Source organism: Bordetella sp. 02P26C-1 (assembly GCF_009763255.1).
GTDB lineage: Bacteria > Pseudomonadota > Gammaproteobacteria > Burkholderiales > Burkholderiaceae_B > Bordetella_A.
Genome location: NZ_WSJB01000012.1, coordinates 141,143 through 163,787 on the forward strand (window position 1 = coordinate 141,143; position 22,645 = coordinate 163,787).

At 58.2% G+C, this 22,645-nt stretch carries 19 protein-coding genes and 2 tRNA genes; 8 read left to right on the top strand and 13 right to left on the bottom strand.

Going from position 1 to position 22,645, the window contains the following annotated elements; genetic code table 11:
* The first annotated feature begins 96 nt into the window (after positions 1 to 96).
* Positions 97 to 1,017: a LysR family transcriptional regulator gene (locus GOQ28_RS07885; RefSeq protein ID WP_160356070.1), complete on the top strand. Its 921-nt coding sequence runs from the start codon at positions 97 to 99 to the stop codon at positions 1,015 to 1,017.
* A gap of 63 nt (positions 1,018 to 1,080) precedes the next feature.
* Here GOQ28_RS07885 and recX read toward each other — a convergent pair whose 3' ends face one another.
* Positions 1,081 to 1,656 (bottom strand): recombination regulator RecX, encoded by a 576-nt coding sequence (gene recX, locus GOQ28_RS07890; RefSeq protein WP_160356071.1) that lies wholly within the window; start codon positions 1,654 to 1,656, stop codon positions 1,081 to 1,083.
* 74 nt (positions 1,657 to 1,730) lie between these two features.
* A complete protein-coding gene (gene recA, locus GOQ28_RS07895; protein ID WP_160350636.1) occupies positions 1,731 to 2,798 on the bottom strand; it encodes a recombinase RecA in 1,068 nt (355 codons plus the stop codon).
* Positions 2,799 to 3,043: 245 nt separating this feature from the next.
* Between recA and GOQ28_RS07900 the strand changes: the two genes are divergently transcribed.
* The 3 genes from GOQ28_RS07900 (at position 3,044) to GOQ28_RS07910 (ending at position 7,162) form a co-directional block, all read left to right on the top strand.
* On the top strand, positions 3,044 to 3,733 hold the full coding sequence (locus GOQ28_RS07900; RefSeq protein WP_160350637.1) for a response regulator transcription factor: 690 nt from the start codon (positions 3,044 to 3,046) through the stop codon (positions 3,731 to 3,733).
* Positions 3,734 to 3,791: 58 nt separating this feature from the next.
* Entirely contained in the window at positions 3,792 to 5,234 is a 1,443-nt protein-coding gene (locus GOQ28_RS07905) for a sensor histidine kinase (RefSeq protein WP_160356182.1), read from the top strand.
* A 251-nt stretch (positions 5,235 to 5,485) separates the two neighbouring features.
* Positions 5,486 to 7,162, top strand: a complete 1,677-nt coding sequence (locus tag GOQ28_RS07910) for an MFS transporter (RefSeq protein ID WP_370519941.1) — start codon at positions 5,486 to 5,488, stop codon at positions 7,160 to 7,162.
* Positions 7,163 to 7,481: 319 nt separating this feature from the next.
* Here the strand turns inward: GOQ28_RS07910 and GOQ28_RS07915 are convergent, their stop codons facing one another.
* Positions 7,482 to 7,700: a hypothetical protein gene (locus GOQ28_RS07915; RefSeq protein WP_160350638.1), complete on the bottom strand. Its 219-nt coding sequence runs from the start codon at positions 7,698 to 7,700 to the stop codon at positions 7,482 to 7,484.
* A 160-nt stretch (positions 7,701 to 7,860) separates the two neighbouring features.
* Between GOQ28_RS07915 and GOQ28_RS07920 the strand changes: the two genes are divergently transcribed.
* On the top strand, positions 7,861 to 8,760 hold the full coding sequence (locus GOQ28_RS07920; RefSeq protein WP_160350639.1) for a recombination-associated protein RdgC: 900 nt from the start codon (positions 7,861 to 7,863) through the stop codon (positions 8,758 to 8,760).
* Between the two features lie 137 nt (positions 8,761 to 8,897).
* Here GOQ28_RS07920 and GOQ28_RS07925 read toward each other — a convergent pair whose 3' ends face one another.
* Both GOQ28_RS07925 and GOQ28_RS07930 read right to left on the bottom strand, forming a co-directional pair.
* The gene (locus GOQ28_RS07925; RefSeq protein WP_160350640.1) at positions 8,898 to 10,190 is read right to left on the bottom strand and encodes an aspartate carbamoyltransferase; all 1,293 of its coding nucleotides are present in this window, start codon (positions 10,188 to 10,190) and stop codon (positions 8,898 to 8,900) included.
* A gap of 99 nt (positions 10,191 to 10,289) precedes the next feature.
* Entirely contained in the window at positions 10,290 to 10,724 is a 435-nt protein-coding gene (locus tag GOQ28_RS07930; protein WP_160356072.1) for a BPTD_2524 family lipoprotein, read from the bottom strand.
* A gap of 138 nt (positions 10,725 to 10,862) precedes the next feature.
* Between GOQ28_RS07930 and GOQ28_RS07935 the strand changes: the two genes are divergently transcribed.
* On the top strand, positions 10,863 to 11,216 hold the full coding sequence (locus tag GOQ28_RS07935) for a hypothetical protein (protein WP_160350642.1): 354 nt from the start codon (positions 10,863 to 10,865) through the stop codon (positions 11,214 to 11,216).
* Between the two features lie 41 nt (positions 11,217 to 11,257).
* Here GOQ28_RS07935 and GOQ28_RS07940 read toward each other — a convergent pair whose 3' ends face one another.
* The 3 genes from GOQ28_RS07940 to GOQ28_RS07950 form a co-directional block, all read right to left on the bottom strand.
* Positions 11,258 to 13,267 carry a DUF4139 domain-containing protein gene (locus tag GOQ28_RS07940; protein WP_160356073.1) on the bottom strand — a complete coding sequence of 670 codons (2,010 nt, stop codon included), beginning with the start codon at positions 13,265 to 13,267 and terminating at the stop codon, positions 11,258 to 11,260.
* Positions 13,268 to 13,417: 150 nt separating this feature from the next.
* Positions 13,418 to 13,494 (bottom strand) — tRNA-Met (locus GOQ28_RS07945).
* 286 nt (positions 13,495 to 13,780) lie between these two features.
* The gene (locus GOQ28_RS07950) at positions 13,781 to 14,026 is read right to left on the bottom strand and encodes a hypothetical protein (protein WP_160350644.1); all 246 of its coding nucleotides are present in this window, start codon (positions 14,024 to 14,026) and stop codon (positions 13,781 to 13,783) included.
* Between the two features lie 134 nt (positions 14,027 to 14,160).
* Here GOQ28_RS07950 and GOQ28_RS07955 point away from each other — a divergent pair, with 134 nt between their 5' ends.
* Complete coding sequence (locus GOQ28_RS07955) at positions 14,161 to 14,478, top strand: hypothetical protein (RefSeq protein WP_160356074.1); 318 nt, start codon at positions 14,161 to 14,163, stop codon at positions 14,476 to 14,478.
* A 200-nt stretch (positions 14,479 to 14,678) separates the two neighbouring features.
* On the opposite strand, the gene GOQ28_RS07960 is transcribed toward GOQ28_RS07955, so the two are convergent.
* Positions 14,679 to 15,272 carry a BPSL1445 family SYLF domain-containing lipoprotein gene (locus tag GOQ28_RS07960; protein ID WP_160350646.1) on the bottom strand — a complete coding sequence of 198 codons (594 nt, stop codon included), beginning with the start codon at positions 15,270 to 15,272 and terminating at the stop codon, positions 14,679 to 14,681.
* A 1,002-nt stretch (positions 15,273 to 16,274) separates the two neighbouring features.
* Here GOQ28_RS07960 and GOQ28_RS07965 point away from each other — a divergent pair.
* The gene (locus GOQ28_RS07965) at positions 16,275 to 17,198 is read left to right on the top strand and encodes a Hint domain-containing protein (protein WP_160356075.1); all 924 of its coding nucleotides are present in this window, start codon (positions 16,275 to 16,277) and stop codon (positions 17,196 to 17,198) included.
* Between the two features lie 162 nt (positions 17,199 to 17,360).
* Here the strand turns inward: GOQ28_RS07965 and GOQ28_RS07970 are convergent.
* The 4 genes from GOQ28_RS07970 to rpsU form a co-directional block, all read right to left on the bottom strand.
* A tRNA-Ile gene (locus GOQ28_RS07970) sits at positions 17,361 to 17,439 on the bottom strand.
* A 16-nt stretch (positions 17,440 to 17,455) separates the two neighbouring features.
* Complete coding sequence (gene rpoD, locus GOQ28_RS07975) at positions 17,456 to 19,711, bottom strand: RNA polymerase sigma factor RpoD (RefSeq protein WP_160350648.1); 2,256 nt, start codon at positions 19,709 to 19,711, stop codon at positions 17,456 to 17,458.
* Positions 19,712 to 20,282: 571 nt separating this feature from the next.
* Positions 20,283 to 22,370, bottom strand: coding sequence for a DNA primase (dnaG, locus tag GOQ28_RS07980; RefSeq protein ID WP_160350649.1), 2,088 nt, complete (start codon positions 22,368 to 22,370; stop codon positions 20,283 to 20,285).
* 19 nt (positions 22,371 to 22,389) lie between these two features.
* On the bottom strand, positions 22,390 to 22,602 hold the full coding sequence (rpsU, locus tag GOQ28_RS07985) for a 30S ribosomal protein S21 (protein WP_012417992.1): 213 nt from the start codon (positions 22,600 to 22,602) through the stop codon (positions 22,390 to 22,392).
* Between the last annotated feature and the right edge of the window lie 43 nt (positions 22,603 to 22,645).

Sequence of the window (22,645 nt, forward strand, 5' to 3'; positions counted from 1 at the left end):
TTTTTATCAACTTAACGGTATTTTGCGCGAACATTTACTTGCATCAAAATCAAATTGAGCATAGATTCATTGAGAAATTTTCATATTCAACTCCTCATGCTCGAAATGCGACACCTCGAAACCATCGCCGCTATTCGCGATGGTGGCAGCCTGCAAGAGGCGGCCGAACGCCTGCATTTAACGCAGTCGGCCCTATCGCATCAATTGCGCGATCTGGAAACACGCCTGGGTACCCCCTTACTCAACCGGCGTACCCGCCCCGCGCGTCTGACAACCGCAGGATTGCGGGTATTGGCGCTGGCCGACGAGGTACTGCCCCGCGTGCGGGCCACGGAACGCGAGCTGCAACGCCTCGCCGCTGGACGTACCGGCAGGCTCCATCTGGCAATCGATTGCCACTCGTGTTTCCAATGGCTGATGCCCAGCATGGATAACTTTCGCGGGCAATGGCCGGAGGTAGCGCTGGATCTATCGGCCGCCTTCTCATTCGCCCCGTTGCCGGCGCTCGTGCGCGGCGACTTAGACCTCGTCATCACCTCGGATCCACAACCCCTGGAGGCAGTGGACTACATTCCGCTTTTCAAGTACGAACTCGTCTTGGCTGTTGCGGAATCGCACCCCCTGGCGTCCACCAAGTACGTGCAGCCAGAGCAACTCGCTGATCAGGTGTTGATCACATATCCAGTAGAACGCTCGCGCCTGGACGTGTTTACCGCGTTCTTGGATCCGGCCGAAGTCGAACCCACCTCGGTCCGCAAGGCTGAATTAACGCCCATCATCGTGCAGCTAGTCGCCAGCAACAGAGGCGTTGCCGCATTGCCAAATTGGGCGTTGACCGAATACTTGCAGCACGGATGGCTACAGCTATGCCACTTAGGGCAAAACGGCGTATGGCGCACGCTATACGCGGCACTGCGCACGGAAGACGCGGATGCGCCATACATCCAGGATTTTCTATCGATTGCGCGGGAAACTTGTTTTAAGACATTGGACGGGATACGGTCCGTCAAAGCGTAGCGTCGCCCTGCCAGGCACGGGACCCCATGCACAGGACCCCATACACGCTACGCACACCCGACATCAATCGTCGTCGCTGGAATCACCCAAAATGCGGCGTATGACATCGTGACTAAATCCCCGCCCCGCCAAAAAGCGGGCTTGTTTGGCAAACTCATTCCGATCGACCGGCTTGGCGCCAAACCGCTTGCGCCAGACTTCCTGCGCTCGCCTGGCCTCCGTAGCGCGCAGATCGTCGCGCAGCTGGGCGACCTGCTCTTCTGCCACGCCATGCTGACGCAGCTCTTGCACGATACGGGCAGTCCCCTGACGGCCCGCGCGCCGATGCACCAGACTTTGCGCAAAGCGCTCCGTGGACAGCCAGCCCTCTTTCTCAAGATCGTCCAAAACCCGTTCAATATCGGCCGGGTCTTCGGCATAGGGCTGCAGTTTGCGCGCCAGCTCATTGCGCGCATGCTCACGCCGGGACAAATAGCCAACCGCGCGCGCCTTTAAGCTGGGACCGCGCGGCTTCGGTTTGGCAAGGGTTTCGAAATCATCAAGCGGAACCTGACGAACGCTGGCATTCCCGCGACGTGACGCGCCCAGCGGTTCACGGCGAATCTCGGAATCGTCGGGATTCGCCGGAGAAGGACGCATGGTTTCGAATCCACCATCGTCGGGCTCGGACTCAACCGAACCACGACGTGGTCTCTTCGAAAACGCTGACTCCGTCATTCGGCGTCGGCAGCCTCGGCTTCGCTAGCGGAGAACGTCGCGGCACGGCTGACGATACCCTTGTTTTCCCGAACCTTGTTCTCGATCTCGACCGCGAGTTCGGGATGCTCTTTCAGGTATTCGCGGACATTGTCCTTGCCCTGGCCGATACGTGTACCGTTGTAGCTGTACCAAGCGCCCGACTTGTCGACGATGCCCGCTTGCACGCCAAGGTCGATGATTTCGCCTTCGCGCGAGATGCCCGCACCGTACATGATGTCGAATTCGGCTTGCTTGAACGGAGGCGAGACCTTGTTTTTCACAACTTTGACGCGTGTCTCGTTGCCGACGACTTCCTCGCCCTTTTTGATGGAACCGATACGACGAATGTCCAAGCGCACCGACGAATAGAACTTCAGCGCGTTGCCGCCGGTCGTGGTTTCCGGGTTGCCGAACATCACGCCGATCTTCATCCGGATCTGGTTGATGAAGATCACCATGCAGTTGGTGCGCTTGATCGTGGCGGTCAGCTTGCGCAGCGCCTGGCTCATCAAACGAGCCTGCAGACCCGGCAACGAATCGCCCATTTCGCCTTCGATTTCAGCCTTGGGCACCAGGGCAGCCACCGAGTCGATGACGATCAGATCCACCGAACCGGAACGCACCAGGGCGTCGGTGATTTCCAACGCCTGCTCGCCCGTATCCGGTTGGGAAATCAACAGGTCGGTCAGATTCACGCCCAGCTTGGACGCGTACTGCACATCGAGCGCATGCTCGGCGTCCACAAAGGCGCAGGTGCCGCCGATTTTTTGCATTTCGGCAATGACCTGCAATGTGAGCGTGGTCTTGCCGGAGGATTCCGGACCATAGATCTCGATCACACGGCCGCGCGGCAAACCGCCCACGCCCAGCGCAATATCCAGCCCCAGCGAGCCGGTCGACACCACCTGGATGTCGTGTTCGACCTCGTTGTCGCCGTAGCGCATGATCGAGCCTTTACCGAACTGCTTTTCGATTTGCGAAAGCGCGGCGGCCAGAGCCTTGGACTTTTCCGAGGCGGCGGCTTTGCTGGTTTTATCGTCCATGTAGTTCCCGTGGATAAATGGTATTGACGCAGAAGAGATGAGGAGGCCCGCAGCTAGTGTGCCGTACGCCGTCTACACGTCTAAGCGCCAATTATTGCATCCGATTATACTGGATATAAATCCAGTGTGCTAGTTTTTTCATCTCTTCGGCGTGCTGGGCAATTCAGCGACGCTGTGCCAGAATGCCTCGCATATGAACTCGCGGCCGGGACCGCAACGTAGGTTCGACGTCCCGCCTCACACCCATGCGAATCCTGATTGCCGAAGACGACAGCATACTGGCCGATGGCCTGTCGCGCTCGTTACGTCACAATGGTTACGCGGTGGATGCCGTGACCGATGGTGCCGCCGCGGATTCGGCCTTGGTCGCACAGGCGTTCGACCTGCTTATTTTGGACCTGGGTCTGCCGCAGCTGAATGGACTTGAGGTGCTACGCCGCCTGCGCGCGCGGAATTCCGCGATCCCGGTGCTTATCCTGACCGCTGCCGATAGTGTCGAACAACGCGTGCAGGGCCTCGACCTGGGCGCTGACGATTACATGGCCAAGCCTTTCGCCCTGTCCGAGCTCGAAGCCCGGGTACGTGCCCTCACCCGCCGAGGCGCGGGCGGCGGCGCCACGCTGTTACGCCACGGACGACTCGTTTTCGATCAGACGGGGCGGGTGGCGACCGTCGACGATCAGACACTGGATCTGTCGGCTCGCGAGGTCAGCTTGCTGGAAATCCTGCTGACTCGTAGTGGCCGCATGGTGAGCAAGACGCAGCTGGTCGATCATCTGTGCGAATGGGGCGAAGAAGTCAGTACGAACGCGATCGAAGTGTACGTGCATCGTCTGCGTAAAAAGCTCGAGCCGAGCGGCGTCAAGATCATTACGGTACGCGGGCTGGGTTACTGCCTGGAACGAGACCACGGTGTCTCTCCGCTTGCGCACTGAGCCCGACGCCAAGCCGTCGCATACCGATGAAGCGCTGAACCAGGAGGCGCTGGACGCCATGCGTGGCGGGGCCAAGGGCCCAAGCTTTGCGCCGCCGCAGCGGTCTTTGTTGGGAGAAATCCTCGACTGGATGCTGGCCCCGCTGTTTTTACTGTGGCCCATGAGCGTCGCGATCACCTATGTCGTGGCGCAGAACATCGCGAATATCCCTTACGACCGCGCGCTCGCCCAAAACCTGCATACCCTCGCCCGCCATGTTCATGTGCAAGACGGCCACCCAATATTGCGTATCAACGATTCGATCCGACAGGTGCTGCATCCGGGAGAAACCGACAGCGTTTTCTGGCTGGTACGCGGCGGACGGGGAGAACCATTAGGTGGAGATCGCGGTCTGCCCTTGCCCAGCGAGCTAGGGCCACCCCAGCCTGGCAAGGTGTTTTACACCGAGGAAACCCTGCGCGGCTTCGACGTGCGTCTGGCCTACATGTGGCTGGATCTACATATCCCCCACTCCGACCCCGTCCTGATCGTCGTTGCGGAAACCATGGAAAAGCGCATGGAGCTGACCAATGACATCATCAAGGGCGTCATCATTCCGCAATTCATTGTGCTGCCTGTGGCCGTCCTGCTGGTATGGTTTGGGCTGTCCCGCGGCGTAGCTCCACTGAATGCCTTGCAGCAACGACTGCGTGCGCGCCGTCCCGACGATTTGTCGCCCATCGACGAAGACGCTGCGCCGTCCGAGGTCGCACCGCTGGTCGGCGCAATGAATGAATTGCTGGATCGCTTGTCTGCCAACGTCCAGGCGCAAAAACGCTTTGTCGCCGACGCCGCGCATCAGCTCAAAACCCCGCTAGCCGGACTACGCACCCAGGCCGAACTCGCCTTGCGCGACGCCAGCCCAGAGGAAATGCAAGCCAGTCTGCGCCAACTGATTATGGGGTCCGAGCGTGCCACTCGATTGGTCAATCAGTTGCTCCTGCTGGCCCGGGCCGAAAACCCCCATGCCGTGGAGCTGGGCATCACCGACCTGCACGCCATTGCCCAAGAGCAAACGCTGCATTGGGTCCCGCAAGCGCTGGCCGTCCATACTGATCTCGGTTTTGAAGGCGCCGATACGCCTCTCATGATCATGGGCAACGACATCCTGCTCGCCGAGTTACTCAATAACCTCCTCGATAACGCGTTGCGCTACACACCACCGCAAGGCCACATCACCGTCAGAGTGCGCCAGACGCTTACCCAGGCTGTGCTAGAGGTGGAGGACTCGGGTCCAGGCATCCCGGCGGAAGAGCGTGAGCGCGTTTTCGACCGCTTCTATCGCGTGCTGGGCACGCAAGCGGAAGGCAGCGGATTAGGCCTGGCCATCGTGCGCGAAATCGCGCAAAAGCATGACGCGGATGTGCAAATCCTTGAAGGTACTTCACATTCGTCGTTGCCAGGCACCTGCATCCGCGTGATGTTTCCTCGGCACAGAGCTGCGGACCACGACTTCGCGTGATCGCTCTCGAGCCACAGACCGTCGAGCCGAAAGCCCAGCATCGCGCGCATCAAGCCCCGACCTCCAATAGCCTAGGGAACAGTGTGCTTTTCGCGTAAACGGAAAAATTCAGTTTCAAAATTAAGTCTCAAGTAAGCAACACGTCAGTGTCTCGTCAGAGTTCTTGGCTACCTTGTAAACCGCTACAACCGGAATATATCGGGAAGCACTCGCACGGCGGCTCACCGCCGGACCCTCAACGAGGAGACACTATGAGCACGGTATCCCTAGACGCCCCTGGCGCGCCCGTTGCACCACGTCCTATGACCAAAGAGGAACGCAAAGTCATCTTCGCGTCCTCCTTAGGCACGGTTTTCGAGTGGTATGACTTCTACCTGTACGGATCGCTCGCTGCCATCATCGCAGTGCACTTCTTCTCCGGCGTGAACCCTACAGCGGCTTTTATTTTTGCATTGCTTGCGTTCGCGGCTGGCTTTGCCGTTCGTCCGTTTGGCGCGTTGGTGTTTGGTCGACTCGGAGATTTGGTGGGTCGAAAATATACCTTCCTGGTCACCATCGTCATCATGGGCCTGTCCACCTTTCTGGTGGGGGTACTGCCCAGCTATGCCAGCATCGGCATCACCGCCCCAGCCATTCTGATCGTGCTGCGCCTGTTGCAGGGCCTGGCCCTTGGGGGTGAATACGGCGGCGCCGCGACTTACGTGGCCGAACACGCCCCGCAGGGCAAGCGCGGCGCTTACACCGCGTGGATTCAAACTACCGCCACGCTAGGCCTGTTCCTGTCTCTGATCGTGATCATGGGCGTGCGCGGCGTCATGGACGAAGCGTCTTTCCGCGAATGGGGCTGGCGCATTCCGTTCCTGATCTCAGTCGTGCTCCTGGGCATCTCCGTATGGATTCGGATGCAACTGAACGAGTCGCCGACCTTCAAGCGCATGAAAGAAGAAGGCCGTGGCTCCAAAGCGCCGCTGACCGAGTCGTTTGGCCAATGGAAGAACTTGAAAGTGGTCATCCTGGCGCTGCTGGGTCTGACAGCCGGGCAGGCCGTCGTTTGGTACACCGGGCAATTCTATGCCCTCTTCTTCCTGACAAAGACACTGCAGGTCGACGCCACGACTGCTAACGTGCTGATTGCCCTGGCGCTGTTGATTGGTACACCTTTCTTCCTGATCTTTGGCACATTGTCCGACCGCATCGGGCGCAAACCCATCATCATGGCGGGTTGCTTGATCGCCGCGGTTACGTATTTCCCGTTGTTCCAGGGATTGACGCACTTCGCCAACCCTGCGCTTGAAAAAGCCCAGGCTTCCGCGCCGGTGACGGTCATTGCCGATCCGGCGACGTGTTCATTCCAGTTCAACCCGGTAGGTACGTCGGCTTTCACCAGCTCTTGCGATGTGATCAAGTCGTTTCTAGCCGGCAGCTCGGTGAACTATTCGAACGAGGCTGCACCTGCCGGTACGATCGCGAAAGTGCGGATCGGCAACGACGAATTCACCTCGTTTGAAGGCCAAGGCATGGCGCCCGCGGAATTCAAGGCACGAGCCGCGGAGCTGAACGCCTCACTGACCAAAGCCATCCGCGATCACGGCTATCCCGCCAAAGCCGATCCGGCGCAAATGAACAAGGTCATGGTGGTGGTGCTGCTGACCATTCTGGTCATCTACGTCACCATGGTCTATGGCCCGATCGCCGCGATGCTGGTGGAAATGTTCCCGACCCGCATCCGCTACACGTCCATGAGCCTGCCTTATCACATCGGCAATGGATGGTTCGGTGGGTTCTTGCCGCCCGTGGCGTTTGCCATCGTGGCTGCGACCGGGAATATCTACGATGGACTCTGGTACCCGATTATCATCGCCGTGATGACGCTGATCATCGGCACCTTGTTCGTACGCGAAACCAAAGACGTCGATATCAATCGCTAACCTTTCCCCGGCTGGCCAGGACTGCTGCGCCTGGTTGGCCTTTGTAAAGCTCCTCCGGGAGCTTTTTTTTTCGCCATTTATCCGCGTCGATTCAGGACCTTGTCAGACCTCGCGCATTAGACTGCAAGCTCAGAACACGGTCTTGCGCCATGTTGTCTGGCATTTGATCCCCAGTCGGACAATCGCAGGACTAGTTCTCTGACGCCAATGTCACGCCCCCCGCGAGCCTTTTTACGGTGTGGCATTGTGTGATCCTGTCCGGCCCGGCCTTATCAAGCCGGGCCTTTTTTTGCGTGCGACAAGCGCGCACGCTCGAACATCAGCGACGACGGCCCAACCCAATGATCAGTACACCGGCCACGACCGCGGCAATACCCGCCCACATCGGAATGGCAACGGACTTCTCCGTTTCGGCGGTTGCGCGTACCGAGCCGATCTGCAAGACCGTTTCCTCGCTGGTATAGCTGAACCCTTTATAAATCAATGCGGCAGCGCCAACGGCGATCAAAATCGCTCCAATCAGTGTCCCGAACTTCATAGTCCTTGTCCTTTATCGGTCAATGATGCGCGCGACAATACCAGATGCCTCATACGCTGTCAGTGACAGAACGCATCTTCATCCACATGCCGTAAAAAAGGGACAACGCTCGGGCCGCGACGCGGGCCGTCGTATAGAATCAACCCTTTTGCCCGACGCCATGTGGTTCAAGAATCTTAAGATCTACCGACTATCCGCACCGTGGACGCTGACCGGCGAACAGCTTGAAGAAAGCCTGGCGCGGCATGCCTATCAGTCTGGCAATAATCTCGAAATGCAATCCGTGGGTTGGATATCCCCGCGCGAAAACGCCGCCTTGTCGCATACCGTCAATCAGCAAATTCTGTTGACGCTGCGCGCCGAGAAAAAACTGCTGCCCACCACCGTGGTGAATCAGGTCGCCCGCGCCCGCGCGCAGGAAATCGAAGAGCAGCAAGGCTACAAGCCCGGTCGCAAGCAGATGAAGGAAATTAAAGAGCGCGTCACCGACGAGCTCTTGCCTAAAGCGTTCAGCGTCTATCGCGATACGCGTGTCTGGATCGACCCGGTCAATCACTGGCTGGTCATCGACGCCGCCGCCTCGGCCAAGGCCGACGAAGTCATCGGCCTGCTCGTCAAGACCATCGATCCGCTGCCGTTGGAAAACTTATACGTCGCGCAATCGCCCGCTGCCGCCATGACTGGCTGGCTCGCGGCCGACGAGCCGCCGCCAAACTTCACGATCGACCAAGACACCGAGTTACGCGCCTCGGGCGAGAGCCGAGCCGCGATCCGGTACGTCAAGCATTCGATCGACGTGGACGATGTACGCCGCCACATTCAGTCTGGCAAGCAATGCACGCGCTTGGCGCTGACTTGGGCCGATCGCGTGTCGTTCGTCCTGACCGAAGCGTTGGACGTCAAACGCGTGGCCCCCTTGGATGTGCTCAAGGAAGGCAACGACGCAGTCATGCAGAACGACGACGAGAAGTTCGACTCCGACATGGCGCTCATGACAGGCGAACTCGCCAAGCTGCTCGCGGACCTGACCGAAGCGCTCGGCGGCGAAAAACGCATCTAAAGCGGGCTCATCCCGCTGAAGGCTGATCCGCCGTCAGACACGACGGCGGATGCGAAGCCCACGGGGCAGCCAACGCCCCGCCATGCATCATTCGCGAGCTTGTGGCCAAGCCGCGCGAAGTCCGCATCATCCTGGATTCAGTCCAGTCCGTGGAAGATCGAATCGTCAGGGCCAACGTGCGACGGATGCTTCCAAGTCACATCGCGCATCGAATGCTGCACCAGCCCTTCCACGCCTAACAACACCGCGAAGATCGCCATACGGATGGGAATGCCGTTATCGGTTTGACGGAAGATCGCCAGACGCGGATCGGTGTTCAGATCCGTGCTCAGATCGTTCGCGCCCGGCCGGCTGTCGCGCGGCAACGGGTGCATGACGATCGTGTCGGGCCCGCAGTACGCATCGATCGTCGCCCGGCTGATTTGAAATTCCGGCGTATAGCCCTCGGTTTCTTCGTTAGCGAATCGCTCTTTCTGTACGCGGGTCGCGTAGATCACGTCCGCACCGGGCAGCCCTTCGGCCAGGCTGCTTTTCTGCTCGATCACGTTGTCATTACGGGTAGCCTGTTCAATGATGTACTCAGGCATTTCCAATCCGGGCGGCGAGATCAGCGTAAATTTGACGCCTTTGTACAAAGCCATCAGCTTGATCAGCGAATGCACGGTACGCCCGTATTTCAGATCTCCCACCATGGCGATATGCGCGCCATCAAGCAGCTTACCCAGACGCGAGAATTCGGTCAGGATGGTGTACAGATCCAACAAGGCTTGGCTCGGGTGCTCGCCAGGGCCATCGCCACCGTTCACCACGGGGATATTCGTCGCCTGGGCGAATTCGGCGACCGAGCCCTTGTCGGGATGACGAATTACCATCGCGTCCACATAACCGCTCATCACGCGGCTGGTGTCATAAATCGATTCGCCCTTTGCCATCGACGAAAAGGTAAATCCGGTCGTGTCGCATACCGACCCACCCAGACGACAAAACGCCGAGCCAAAGCTCACGCGGGTACGGGTGCTCGCCTCGAAAAACAGGTTGCCCAGCACAGCGCCTTCAAGAACGCGCGACACTTTCTGGCGGCGCGCAATGGGCTGCATCATGTCAGCCACGCGAAACAGGTCTTCCACGGATTCGCGCGTGAATTGATCGACAGACAGCAACTGATGCTTGCCATTGACGGCAATACGCTCCCGCAATGGGCCACCCTGTGCGCGTTGCGTATATTTTTCGAGCAGAGCACTGTTCTGCACGATCTCGCTGACAAAACGCTCGACCACCTCCGGCATCGCCCGGAATTCCTGCGAGCCCTCGGGCAACAACCAAGTGTCCAACGCACGGCGCTTGACGCCAATGCGGGTCGCGAATACGTCGCGCGTGAGATTAAGGCGGCGCATCGCGTCGCGGAGAAATGCTTGCTGAGAGATGGACATGAGGGCCCCGGAGATGAACAAAACGCATTGCGTAGACTGTACGCAATGCGTATATTAATCCCTCGTGTTTTGTACTCGCAAGCGCTTTTTAGCGAAAGCTTATCTTGCGTCTAGCGGCCTGCACACCGGCGTCGCCGTCTGAATTGACTGCTTAGCCGCCTGAACTTCCGCTTCGTCCCACATCCCCTCGCCTAGCACCATCACAGTGACGGTCGAGGTCGCGGGCCCGTCCGCTTGGGCGGTGATGATCTCCAAGATCTTCGCCGGCTCGGTCTGCTTGAACACTTGTACCTGGTTCGGCAAGCCTTTCTCTCCCAGGCTTTGGTGCGACTGATACACCACGCCGTAGGGATAGGCACGCTGCTCGTGACACACTCGCACGAACTCACCTGCCCGGCGATGCGCGGCCTGCACATCCGCCTGAACGGAAAAGGTTTCCGATGCGCCGGGCGCCTCGCCAGACATCAAACCCCGACTGGCGCAGCCGCTCATTGCCAAGGCCGCCGCCAAAGCTGTCAGGCCTAGTATGCGCATAACACCCTCTCTTTATTCATTCATCGATAAGAGCGCAATTATGCAACCAGCCCGGACTGACGCCAACCATCCTGCCGCGACCCGGTTGACACGCCGGCGCAATGTACGTGGACGCATTGTTGGGTTAGGATGAGAGCTATGGAAAATTCCTTTTTACCCGGCCAAGGCGACGACGGCTGGGGATGGCAACAAGCTTGCCATGGCCAAGCAGCGTTGGCGCTGTTTATCGATGACCTGCACCGTATCTTGCAGGCCCATGCCGCGCGTCGGCTAACGGGTGTTGCCCCTCTGAGCGTTGCCCAAAAACAGGTCGACAACCTGATTGCACGCTATGTGGAATTTCGCCGCGCGCCCGAAATCTTTGAAGGGCAGTCCGTCACGCTCAAAGAAGGCACGGACAAAGACGGCGTCTCTCATACCGTGCCTATTTTTTCTCCCCAATTGAAGCAAGCGCTCGTCGCGATGCTCAACCGTCCCGGCCGCGGAAGCTAGCGGCTTCCGCGAGTCCGATTTGCCGGCGTCAACGCATTGGGTTAGAACGTTCTGAGAATCCCCCGCACCTTGCCCTCCAGCTGGTGCAATTCACCTTCCAACGTTTCGCGCTTACCTGCAAGTGCACGCAGTTCATTTTCCGTAGCCTCCAACTGCGTGAGATAGCGCGAGCTCAAATCGCTGCTGGCCGGAACGGCGCGTAGGTTTTCCCGAATACGAGCCTGTTCGGAAACAAGGCGTTCCCGTGCATCTTCCCATTGATCCAGCGCGCGTTGAGCAGCCATTTGCTTTTGCCGCGCCTCGGACAATTCAACCAACTTAGCGCTCAGCACACGATCCGTGCTGGATGCCGACCAGGCCAGCAAAGCCTCCGGTTCGGTATCCGCAATCGCTATCGTATCGCGCCGCAGTTGCTCCTCGACCGCCTGTACGGTCTGGCTTGCGCCTTTGTCGACCGTCACTTTGAGGCGGTGATGTGTGGCGGTTTTGCCGTCACTGGCCGGCGATGAGAACGTCCATCCAGATCTGACCGGGTGTTCGATGATCACCGTACGTGGAGCGTCCATCGCCCCCGCCACCGTATAGTCGGTCACGTATCGGGCTTTCTGCGTCAAACGAAGCATACCGTCGACCACCTTGACCTCTGTGATTTCGTCTACAGGCTTGCGGTCTTCGGTGACGGTGACTTTGCGATCGATGGCGAAGCTCGCCAGACGCGTATCGGCGCCGGGCAAGCCCGCCAACTGTGCGTCGCCGGCATAGCCCGACCGCGCGTCGTAAATCGTGAGAATGCCGGCTGGCAGGCTCACGCCCGTATCGTTCGTGAGCATTAATGCGGCCACCGGATGGCGCTCTTGGCCTCCGGCCCTGTACAAGGACACCATGCTGGCGGGGATCTCAGCATCCAAAATAGGAATGGATAACGTATCGCCATTAGCGACATCGTAAGTCCCCGGCAATTCAAACGTGGCCGATACATCGCTTTCCGTTGCCGTGGACTGGCTGTCACGATCAATCGCGCCACCGCCGTAGTGCTGGGTCAAAATTCGATCAGGCGCCGCCTCAGCAGCGACGGCCACCGGCGCCGGCCGCGGAGCCTGCATTCGGGCAGCGGCGGCATAACTCGCCGCACGCTGTGCCTGCGCACGTTTTGTGAGATTGCCGGTATCTGCTTCCGGCACGGCATTCGCTGCGGTGTTCACGGGCAGATCCATGCGGTCACGCCAATACCACTGGTGCAAGCGCTGGCTTAACGTAACGGGCTCTGCTGAAGAGAGGATGATTTTTACGTTGCGCCAATCCTCACCGCTGGCGTTTTCGAGCACGGCCCAGGCTTGCAGGCGCGCTTTGCCATCTTCGCCTGCGACGACCTTATACGCCGTCTTCCAGATCGGCGCGGCGACCACATAGGATAGATCCACTCGCTGCGCGCCGTTACCTTTAACCTTGATCTGAATGGCGCGGGAGCGATCATTCTTGGCGCGAGCGATCGCTGAGGCAGCTTGAACGAGCTTGTCTCTAATACGCTCATCGTCCACCGTCACCATCGCATCGGGAGCAAGCTCAAGCGTCGCGATGGTGACGGCGCCCGACAGGACGGAAAGCAGGTACGCCTCGGCCCCATCCGCAGCAGTTCGGGGTTCAACGCCCAGGACTTGGCCTTGCACGGTTTTCCCTTGGCTGGTGACCGTCACCATCGCGCCCTGAATCGCATTTAGCAATGCAGGCACCGAGGCCAGCGACTCGGCTGTTACCGGCAGGCCTTTAAAGGTCTCGCTAAGGGGTTGCGGGCCGACCAGCGACAAATCCGCGATCACGGCGCTATCGTTATTGAGCACCAATGTTTTCAGAATATCGTCGACCTGCTCCAGGGGTACCTCAAGACGGACCACGCCGTCCTGATTCACCACCGCAGCACGCAATACTTCGGCCAGACCGCCCGACGACAAACGCACTTCCTTGATCGGACTGGTATCGGGCGTCGCCGCGAAAATAGCGCTCGGCGCGCTGGCGGCCACGAGCAAGGTGGTTGCTAGAAAACGAGCGTACATGGCATATCCCTGAGTAGGCCAGCACAGTGCCCAGGCTGGCAAGAGCTTAGTAACCAGTGCGTACTATATCCGCTTGCGGTCAATGCCATCGGCCTTGGGGGTCGCGCCAATGCAAAAAGCCCGACCACAAAGGATCGGGCTTTTTAAATCTGGTTGCGGGGGCAGGATTTGAACCTACGACCTTCGGGTTATGAGCCCGACGAGCTGCCAGACTGCTCCACCCCGCGTCTGATGAGATGAATCATAGCACAGGTTGTCGCACTGCATCAAGTGAAGGGCAATGGGCCGGTTGGATCCTGCCGAGTTAGCGCGTTTCAGTATCCGTGAAGCCTATGTAGCCCCAGACGTATGTCGATCGCGACCGCTCATAAATCATGCACTGCCGTGCATAAGCATCAGGAATGACCGCCCCGGGTAAACCCTTGGGTACAAAGCCCTTTTTGAGTCTGTGCCCAAGCTATCCCAAGGGTTGTCCACAGAAGCTGTGGGTAACTCCGCGCTAAAAAGGCGCGCTTACTTCAAAGCGGCCAAGACGCTATCGCGCACGCTTTCGAATCCCGCAACGTACTGAGGATTCTCAGAGGCGGCGAGCAGGTTCGAATAATTTTGCTCTAGCTGCGCCTCAATGGCTTCGCGCAGACCGGGCGACGACTTGGCCAAGTGCAGCATCGATGACAGGACCGAGTTCAAAGCGTCAATGCGACCACCTTGATGCGAAACGGTGTGCACGATCACAGCGATTTGTTCTTGCATGTCCATAGAGAAACCTCACAAAAAATAGCTTGGCGGGCATGCTAGCATGTTCGCCCCGCCGAGCCGCGAGGACTCCTTGCAGACTTGCATCGCGGCGGGACACACCGTGTAATAGCACTCATCTCATACATGGATATCACATGCTTCGTCCGCTCGCCTGCCTTTTGACCGCTACCCTGCTGAGCGCCTGCGCCAGCACGAGCCAAACTACGTCTGTCGGGCAAGACATGTATCGCCTCAGCTACAACGCTGGAGCCAAATGGCAAACCTGGGTCGAGGTTAAAAACATCGCGCGCGAACAGGCGATTGCTCATTGCCAATCTTTGGGCAAGCGAATGACAGACCCTAAAGTCACATCCAACCACGCAACGGGGCTTGCGCCTAAGGTCGCGACGATTGAATTTCTCTGTTCGCCGCTGCCGGCACAGAACAGCAACGCCAAAAACGATAAATCCTGATAGCCACCCGTTCTGTCAAGCAGTGTGGCTAGCGCAACTTTTCCCGCCAAATAGCGTGAATGCATAAATAAGCCGGCACCCATGACGAGCGCCGGCTGATGTATGAAGGCCGAAACTTAGCCTTCCCCTATAGAGCGATCGAGCAGATCAAGGAGCGTCAGTCGTCATGATGCCAACTAACTTGATCCTGCCTTGCTTATTTATAGGTTGACCTTCGAGATCTTGGACCCGTCAAGCGAAACGCCGGCCATCAGACCGCCGTTGTTCATCACAAAACCCACCACCGGCTGACGAACCGTGTTGCTATCGATGCTGCCATTGGCGCCGACATTGGCAATGGCGACAGTAGCATCAGCACCGACAGTCCAACCATTGCTATTGCGGAATTTCTGCAATGCTTCGTCCGTCATGAAGAGCAGAACGACAGCCTTCGATTGCGCGCCAGCCTGCAAGCCAATCGAGCCACCCGTCGTGCTGTAGTAGCCGGCATCCGCCCCATTCACGCGCAGTACGCCCTTGCCGTGTTCGGCGCCGACGATAAAGCTTGCGCTCAAGACCGATGGGAAGACCAAGACACCCTTGGCGCGCTGAACCAGCTCACGCGCCTGAGGAGACGTCTCGTACAACTTGGTCAGAGTCGCGTCGGTGGCGCTATTGAGTTCCTGGCGCTGCTCGGCCGCGCTGGCCGAAGCTTTGTTAGAGGTCATCGTGCAGCCGGAAAACAGCACACCGGCCATCGCAACGGAAACAGCAGCCACCGCAGCGCGACGCATCGTAGGAAATTTCGTACGCATAAACGCTCCTATCTTATGGTTGGGTAAGTTCTTCACTGTACTCGCACATCGGGAAAAAAACGTCGTCGGTGTGCAAGGCGCGCGTGGCAAAAGCAACAAATCAATACTCGTTCGCTCAGGCGAGCAGGATCGAACTGCTCAAATTTTGTTACTACCCGGGTGGTAGTCATTTTTGAAAAAGGCGCACGGATCGCCAGAGTAAGGCGCCGATACCCGCGCCACGATGAAAGCCGCGGGTGGCTGGCAAGCAGCGGCGAAAGCCAGCAAAAGGGCAAGCAAGGGGAACTGCAAAACCTCGCTTATACTGTATAAATACACAGTATTTTTATCATGCCGAATTGTCGCGTATCTCGCACCCACCTTCACGGGCGCCCCCTGAATCCAGCCGAATGGACCTGCGTGCCGGGGCCCGTCACTATGTACACGCTCTACCGGGAGTCGCAGAAGCGATGGGTTAATTGCCTGCGTATCGTGCGACAGAAAGCGGGCGGAGCGTCCGACGCATCGCCTTACCCGGATTTATGTGATGTGGAGCTATTGGCTTTCTCGACACACCAAGCGATGATGGTTGCTGGCTTCGAAGAAATTGTGGGGGCCCGATACTATCAAGGCTGGTACATCGTGTGGGAATGATTATTTCCCCCAAACCCCGCGCCTTTCAATTCGAATTTCCGATAAATTGATACTATTATTGTCTGATGAAGTGTAGCTTTATCCTCATCATCGGCTTAGCCCTCGGGCTTATTATCGGCGTCGCATTGGACAACGTCGTGAGCGGCATTGGGGTCGGGCTGGCGATTGCAATCGCGCTAGCAATCGAGAGAAATAGCTAACGCTTAATCGCACTCATATTGGAATCTACCTTCGATCTTCCATATCCTGACAAAGTCTATATTTCATAAACAAAATCAAAGACTTAAAGGATTTTTTAAGAAAATAATCAAGGCATTAACAGCGACCACATAATGAAACGAGGCCCCAATGCCTATATGGAGACTCGTTATGGCTTCGTTGACCCTTAATAATATTTTTGTATTAACGTTGGACGAGCACAATACCCTCCGAGCTGGAGGAGGAGCGGCCGGCCCATTTTTCATCACCAAACTCGACAATCCGGATGCCACCTCGTATCAAGTGGACAACCTACTCAATGTAGATAAGAACCATCTGGAGCAGTTCACGGTGGAGTATCTCGGCCGTACAGAAAATGGGATCATCGGACAGCTCAACGGCACGTACTATTATTTCACCAATGATTGGCTCTCAACGGGTGATGTGGTGACCTTGGAATTTGAGCCGTATATCTTGCCAGTCTGCTTTGTTAAAGGGACATTGATCACAACCCTGCGCGGAGAGGTGGCGATAGAAGATTTGATCCCGGGCGACAGTGTCATGGGAAGTTCGGGGTGGCGCCAGGTCAAATGGATAGGATGGCGTCATTATGGTGCCCTTGCCTTTATCGATCGCGACAATGCGGCGCGGATAGCTCCGATTCGAATCAGCGCCCATGCAATCGCGGAACGCGTACCCGATAGAGACCTGCTCTTATCACCGTGGCATCATTTGATGGTGGAAGGGAAACTAGTGCGCGCGGGCGACCTTTTGAACGGGCTAACCATTTCGCAGGAGAGCTCTATTTCCGCGGTGACCTATTACCACGTCGAACTGGACCAGTTTGATGTCATCATGGCCCACGGCGTCTATTCGGAATCATGGGCGGACGGCGGTAATCGCGATTTCTTTCAGAATGTCGATGTCACCGCGCTACGTCCGGAAGATAGGCAGCGTCGTCGTGCCCCACGACCAGGCTTCGATCACCTGGTGGTGCATAAGGGCAAGGAATTGGCAAACATTCAACGTCGGGTTGCAGAGCGGGCTGCAGCCACTTTGAATACGGCAAGGCCAGCAAAGAAGAAGGCCGCGTGATTCAGCGAGTCGGCAGAAGCTCGGACTTGCCGAGCAAGCTCGACATGGGTCTAGCAGCATCCTGAGGAGTGATACTCCGACATCGCTGCGACGCGGGATAATGAGATTCCGACAGCAAAAAACAAGGGGCTACGTGATCACACGTAACCCCTTGATTTCACTTGGTAGCCCCCCTCGGAGTCGAACCGAGCACCAACGGATTATGAGTCCGCTGCTCTAACCAGGCATGAGCTAGAGGGCCTTTTTAACCTGACTGCTTATTGCCCTTCCAGGAAGCTCTTGAGCTTATCAGCCCGGCTGGGGTGGCGCAGTTTGCGCAGTGCCTTCGCCTCTATTTGGCGAATGCGCTCGCGCGTAACGTCAAACTGTTTACCCACTTCTTCCAAGGTCTGGTCGGTGCTCATTTCGATACCGAAACGCATCCGCAAAACCTTGGCTTCACGCGGGGTGAGAGAGTCTAACACTTCTTTGACCACATCGCGCATCGAACCGTGCAATGCGGCATCCGAAGGCGCCAGGGTGGCGGTGTCTTCGATGAAATCGCCCAAGTGCGAATCGTCGTCGTCACCGATCGGCGTTTCCATGGAGATCGGCTCTTTGGCGATCTTCAGGATCTTGCGGATCTTGTCCTCGGGCATGTCCATCTTTTGCGCCAAGGTCGCGGGATCCGGCTCGCCGCCGGTCTCCTGCAGGATCTGACGGCTGATGCGGTTCATCTTGTTGATCGTTTCGATCATGTGAACCGGAATCCGGATGGTGCGGGCCTGGTCAGCAATCGAACGCGTGATGGCCTGACGGATCCACCATGTGGCGTAGGTCGAGAACTTGTAGCCGCGACGGTATTCGAACTTGTCCACTGCCTTCATCAAGCCGATGTTGCCTTCCTGGATCAGATCCAGGAACTGCAAGCCACGGTTGGTGTACTTCTTGGCGATAGAGATCACCAGACGCAGGTTGGCCTCGGTCATCTCACGCTTGGCTTTGCGAGCCTTGGCTTCGCCAGTGGCCATGCGCTTGTTGACGTCCTTCAGATCCTTGAGCGGCAGAACCACGCGTGTTTGCAGGTCGATCAGCTTTTGCTGCAATTCCTGCACGGCGGGAACGTGACGTTCAAGGGTCTCGGAATACGGATGGCCAGCAGCGACTTCGCTCAGGACCCATTCCAAGTTCGTTTCCTGGCCCGGGAAGACCTTGATGAAATGGCTGCGCGGCATGCCGGCGCGGTCCACGCAGGTATGCAACACGGCGCGCTCAAGCTGACGGACCTCTTCAACCTGGGCACGCAGCGTATCGGCGAGCTTTTCCACCATCTTGGCGGTAAAGCGGATGCCCATCATCTCGTTGAGGATGACTTCTTGCGCCTTGACGTAAATGTCGGATTTGTAGCCGTCCTTTTCGTACGACTCGCGCATCATGGCGAACTGCTTCGCGACGATGTCGAACTTGGCCAAGGCCTTGACGCGCAGGTCTTCGAGCTGCTTGCTCGACATGCCGCCAGCGGGGCCGTCATCGCTCTCTTCTTCGTCCGCGGTCACGCCAGCGCCGGCGTATTCTTCGCCGTCTTCCGGGTCAACCAGACCGTCGACGACTTCGTCGATCTGCGCTTGGCCTTCGCGCACGCGATCGACGTGGGCGAGGATTTCGTTGATGGTGGTCGGGCATGCCGAGATCGCCATCACCATGTGCTTCAGACCGTCTTCGATGCGCTTGGCGATTTCGATTTCGCCTTCGCGCGTCAGCAGCTCGACCGAACCCATTTCGCGCATATACATACGCACGGGGTCGGTAGTACGACCGAAGTCGGAATCCACCGTCGTCAGCGCGGCTTCGGCTTCGTCCTCGACGTCATCGTCGTTGGAGGCCACAGGCGCGTTTTCGCTCATCAGCAGCGTTTCGGCGTCGGGGGCTTGGTCGTAGACCGCGATCCCCATGTCGCTAAAGGTGCTGATGATGCCGTCAATGGCCTCGGCGTCCACCAGATCATCGGGCAGATGATCGTTGATTTCGCCATAGGTCAGGTAGCCGCGATCCTTGCCGAGCTTGATCAGCTGCTTGAGGCGGTTACGACGGGCTTCGTATTCTTCGGGCGAGACAGGGCCACGCGCGATGAGGTCCTTGGGATCACCCTTGCCGCGCTTGCCACCACGCTTGGGCGGCTTGAAATCGGGCAGGACTTCGCCGTCGCCGTCCATCGGATCGTCGAAAGCGTCGCTATCGTTGTTGGCGTTCTTCGCCGGGCGACCGGGACGACGACCGCTCGAGGGGCGCGCGCCACCACCGACCAGCTCGGCCAGTTTGTCCTCGGCCTTTTTGCGGGGGGACTTGACCGCTTTTTCGCCGGTGGCGGATTTCGCTGCTTTTTTGGCAGCGGTCTTCGTTGCCGTTTTGGAGACCTTCACCGCCGTTTTGGCAGGCGCTTTTTCCGCTGCCATGCTCACGACGCGTTTGGCCGTTTTGACCGGCGTATCGATTGCATCGTCTGCAGGGGAGGTTTTGCCTGATGTTCTGGTCATAGTCGCTTCCGTGGTCGTCGCAACCCGTGATTAGGGCTATTGCACCACAAGGACCGCATGCGCGCGCCAAAGCGCCGCATCCGATCCATGCGGGTAAAACAGGCCAGTTCGCAAAGCGGCGTGCGTTACATCGTCCGTAACGCGGACCCGGTTCCCGGATCCCACAGTTGTCCCATCTGGCCTCTTGGCCCTGAGACAGCTTGTATCGCACACTTGTATCGGCCGGGTCGCCTCGATGTTGTTGTAAGCTGTCTTGCCTGTGACAGGCTGGCAGTCAAAGGGGACTTTCAGAAATCCCATGCTGCTGCAATAGACACAGCTCTAACTCTCAACACCGCAGATCAATCCCGGACGATTTGCGTACTCGCCCTCGAATTGTAACTATCCAACTGATCTTTGATGCAATCTTAGTGGCAACTCTGTACGGAAAGTGCGCAATAAAGCGCGCTGGAGGCAGGTCGAATTCGCATTTTCAGCCGAATCCGATGCGCGCCAGGGCCAATACGCTCTGTAACCGCATGAAGCCAATCCGACACATCATGTCGTTGGAAAACCTTTGATTGTACCGTACTTACCGAATACCACCACTTTTTAAGACAGTAATCCGGGCAGACAGTTCCTGATATCGCTGTCGCGCGTCGTCCGTGGTCAGCCCGCTGGCGGCCAGCTTGGCCATTTCCGCGCGTGCCGCGTCGAATTCAATGCGCCGAAGCGCGTCGTCCCACTCGGTTTGTGGCTCGGGAAGATCTTCCTGGGCCAATAAATCCGCACGCAGGCTTTTGAGCACAGTAGCCAGATCGGAATCTGGATCGGCAGCCTCAAGCAGCGCCCCAACATGGCGGGCTCCACTGCTTTGGGCCAGCAGGATCAAATCCCTCACCAATCCTAAATGGGGACCCTTGTCCAAGATTTCAAGCTGCTCGTCTCCCATGCTGTCGACGAGCTCTGGGTGGGCGAGCAACAGGCTTAACAGGCGCTTGGCCATGGAAGGCATGGGGCGACGGCCTTCGTAACCGCCTATGTCATCGTCACGGCGCCCTTTCCACTTGCCCTTGCCGCCTTTCCAATCATTTTTCTTGACAAAGTTGCCCCCATTACGCTTGCGGTCCTGCCAGCCTCCCGCAGGCGCGGCGGCCGGGGACCAGGCATCGTCGTGACCTGGGGATGACTGGAATCCGCTTTCCGGAAACGACATGGCGTCGAAATCCGGGCCGATAGGCTCGTAATCGAAATCCGGAGGAGGCCCGTCGAATCCGCCGTACTCGTCCGACCAGCTATGCGCGGGCGCTGGCGCCACCGACGCCGTGGGGCCGCCAACAGCGGCGGACTTAGCAGCCGCCTGGGCCACGGGTGCGAATGGCCGTGCCGGCGCCTGAGCCAAAACCTGCGCCATTTCCTCGGGCGTTAACTGGACCTGACGCGCCATTTCGCGTTCGATTTGTAATCGCAGGGCACATTGGGGGATGGCGGCGAGCAGCGGTTTCGCCTCGTGCAGGCAGCTGGCGCGACCCTCGGCTTCGCCGAGATTGTGCCGCGAGCCGAGTTCTTCCAATAGGAAACGCGACAAGGCCGTGGCTTCGCCGAGGACTTCCCGGAAAGCCTGCGGACCCAGATCCCGCACATAGGAATCCGGATCGTGCTCGGCGGGCAAGAAGAGAAAGCGTATGGAGATATCGTCGCGTAGCAGCGGCAAACACGCCTGCAGCGCACGCCATGCCGCGCGACGGCCCGCCGCGTCGCCATCGAAACTGAAGACGACTTTATCGCTGGCGCGAAGCAATTTCTTGACGTGGTCGGGGGTGGTGGCAGTGCCCAGCGTGGCGACCGCATTGGCGATGCCCTGCTGCGCCAGACCGACCACATCCATGTAGCCCTCGACGACGATGACTTGGCCTTCCTTACGGATAGCCTGCCGCGCCTCCCAAAGCCCGTAGAGCTCCTGCCCCTTGGAAAAGAGCGGGGTTTCCGGGGAATTGAGATATTTGGGTTCGCCCTTGCCGATGATCCGACCGCCGAAGCCAATCAGGCTGCCGCGGGCGTTACGGATCGGGAACATGATCCGTTCACGAAAACGGTCGTAGCGGCGACCGTCCTCGGATTCGATCACGAGCCCGGCTTCAACAAGCGTCGGATCGTCGTAATGCTCAAAGACTTTAGACAGCCCATGTCGATCGGTGCCAGACCAGCCTAAGCCGAAATGTGCGGCGATTTCTCCCGTCAAACCACGATCTTTCAGATACTGAATCGCCGCGGGTGACGCGCGCAATTGACGCAGGTAATGCGCCTGAGCAGCATCCAGGACTTGGGTATGGCGGGAGGTTTCGGCTTTGCGACGCGCGGACTCGGCGTGTTGGCGAGGGTCGCGGTTTTCTTCGGGGACAGTCAGTCCCACCGAGCCGGCGAGTGTACGCACGGCCTCGGGGAAACTAGCACCCGTGTGCTCCATCAGGAAGGTGATGGCGCTGCCGTGCGCGCCGCAACCGAAACAGTGATAGAACTGTTTGGTCGGGCTGACGGTGAAAGACGGGCTTTTTTCGTTATGAAAGGGACATAAGCCAAGCAGGTTGGCCCCACCCTTTCGCAACTGTACATATCGCCCGACGACGTCTGCAACATCGACTCGGGCGAGTAAATCCTGAATGAATGATTCTGGAATCAATAAATTCGGGACTCAGAAATCAATACATGCGCGGAGGCAGTTGCTGGCTACGAATACGCTTGTAGTGGCGCTTGACGGCGGCGGCGTGCTTGCGCTTGCGCTCAGCCGTGGGCTTCTCGTAGAACTCGCGCGAACGCAGCTCGGTGAGCAAACCGGTCTTTTCGATGGTGCGCTTGAAGCGACGCAGAGCGGCTTCGAACGGCTCGTTTTCCTTCAGTCGGACAATAGGCATAAAGTAGTAGGCCTGCTTGGAATAACAAAGAGTTGATAAACAC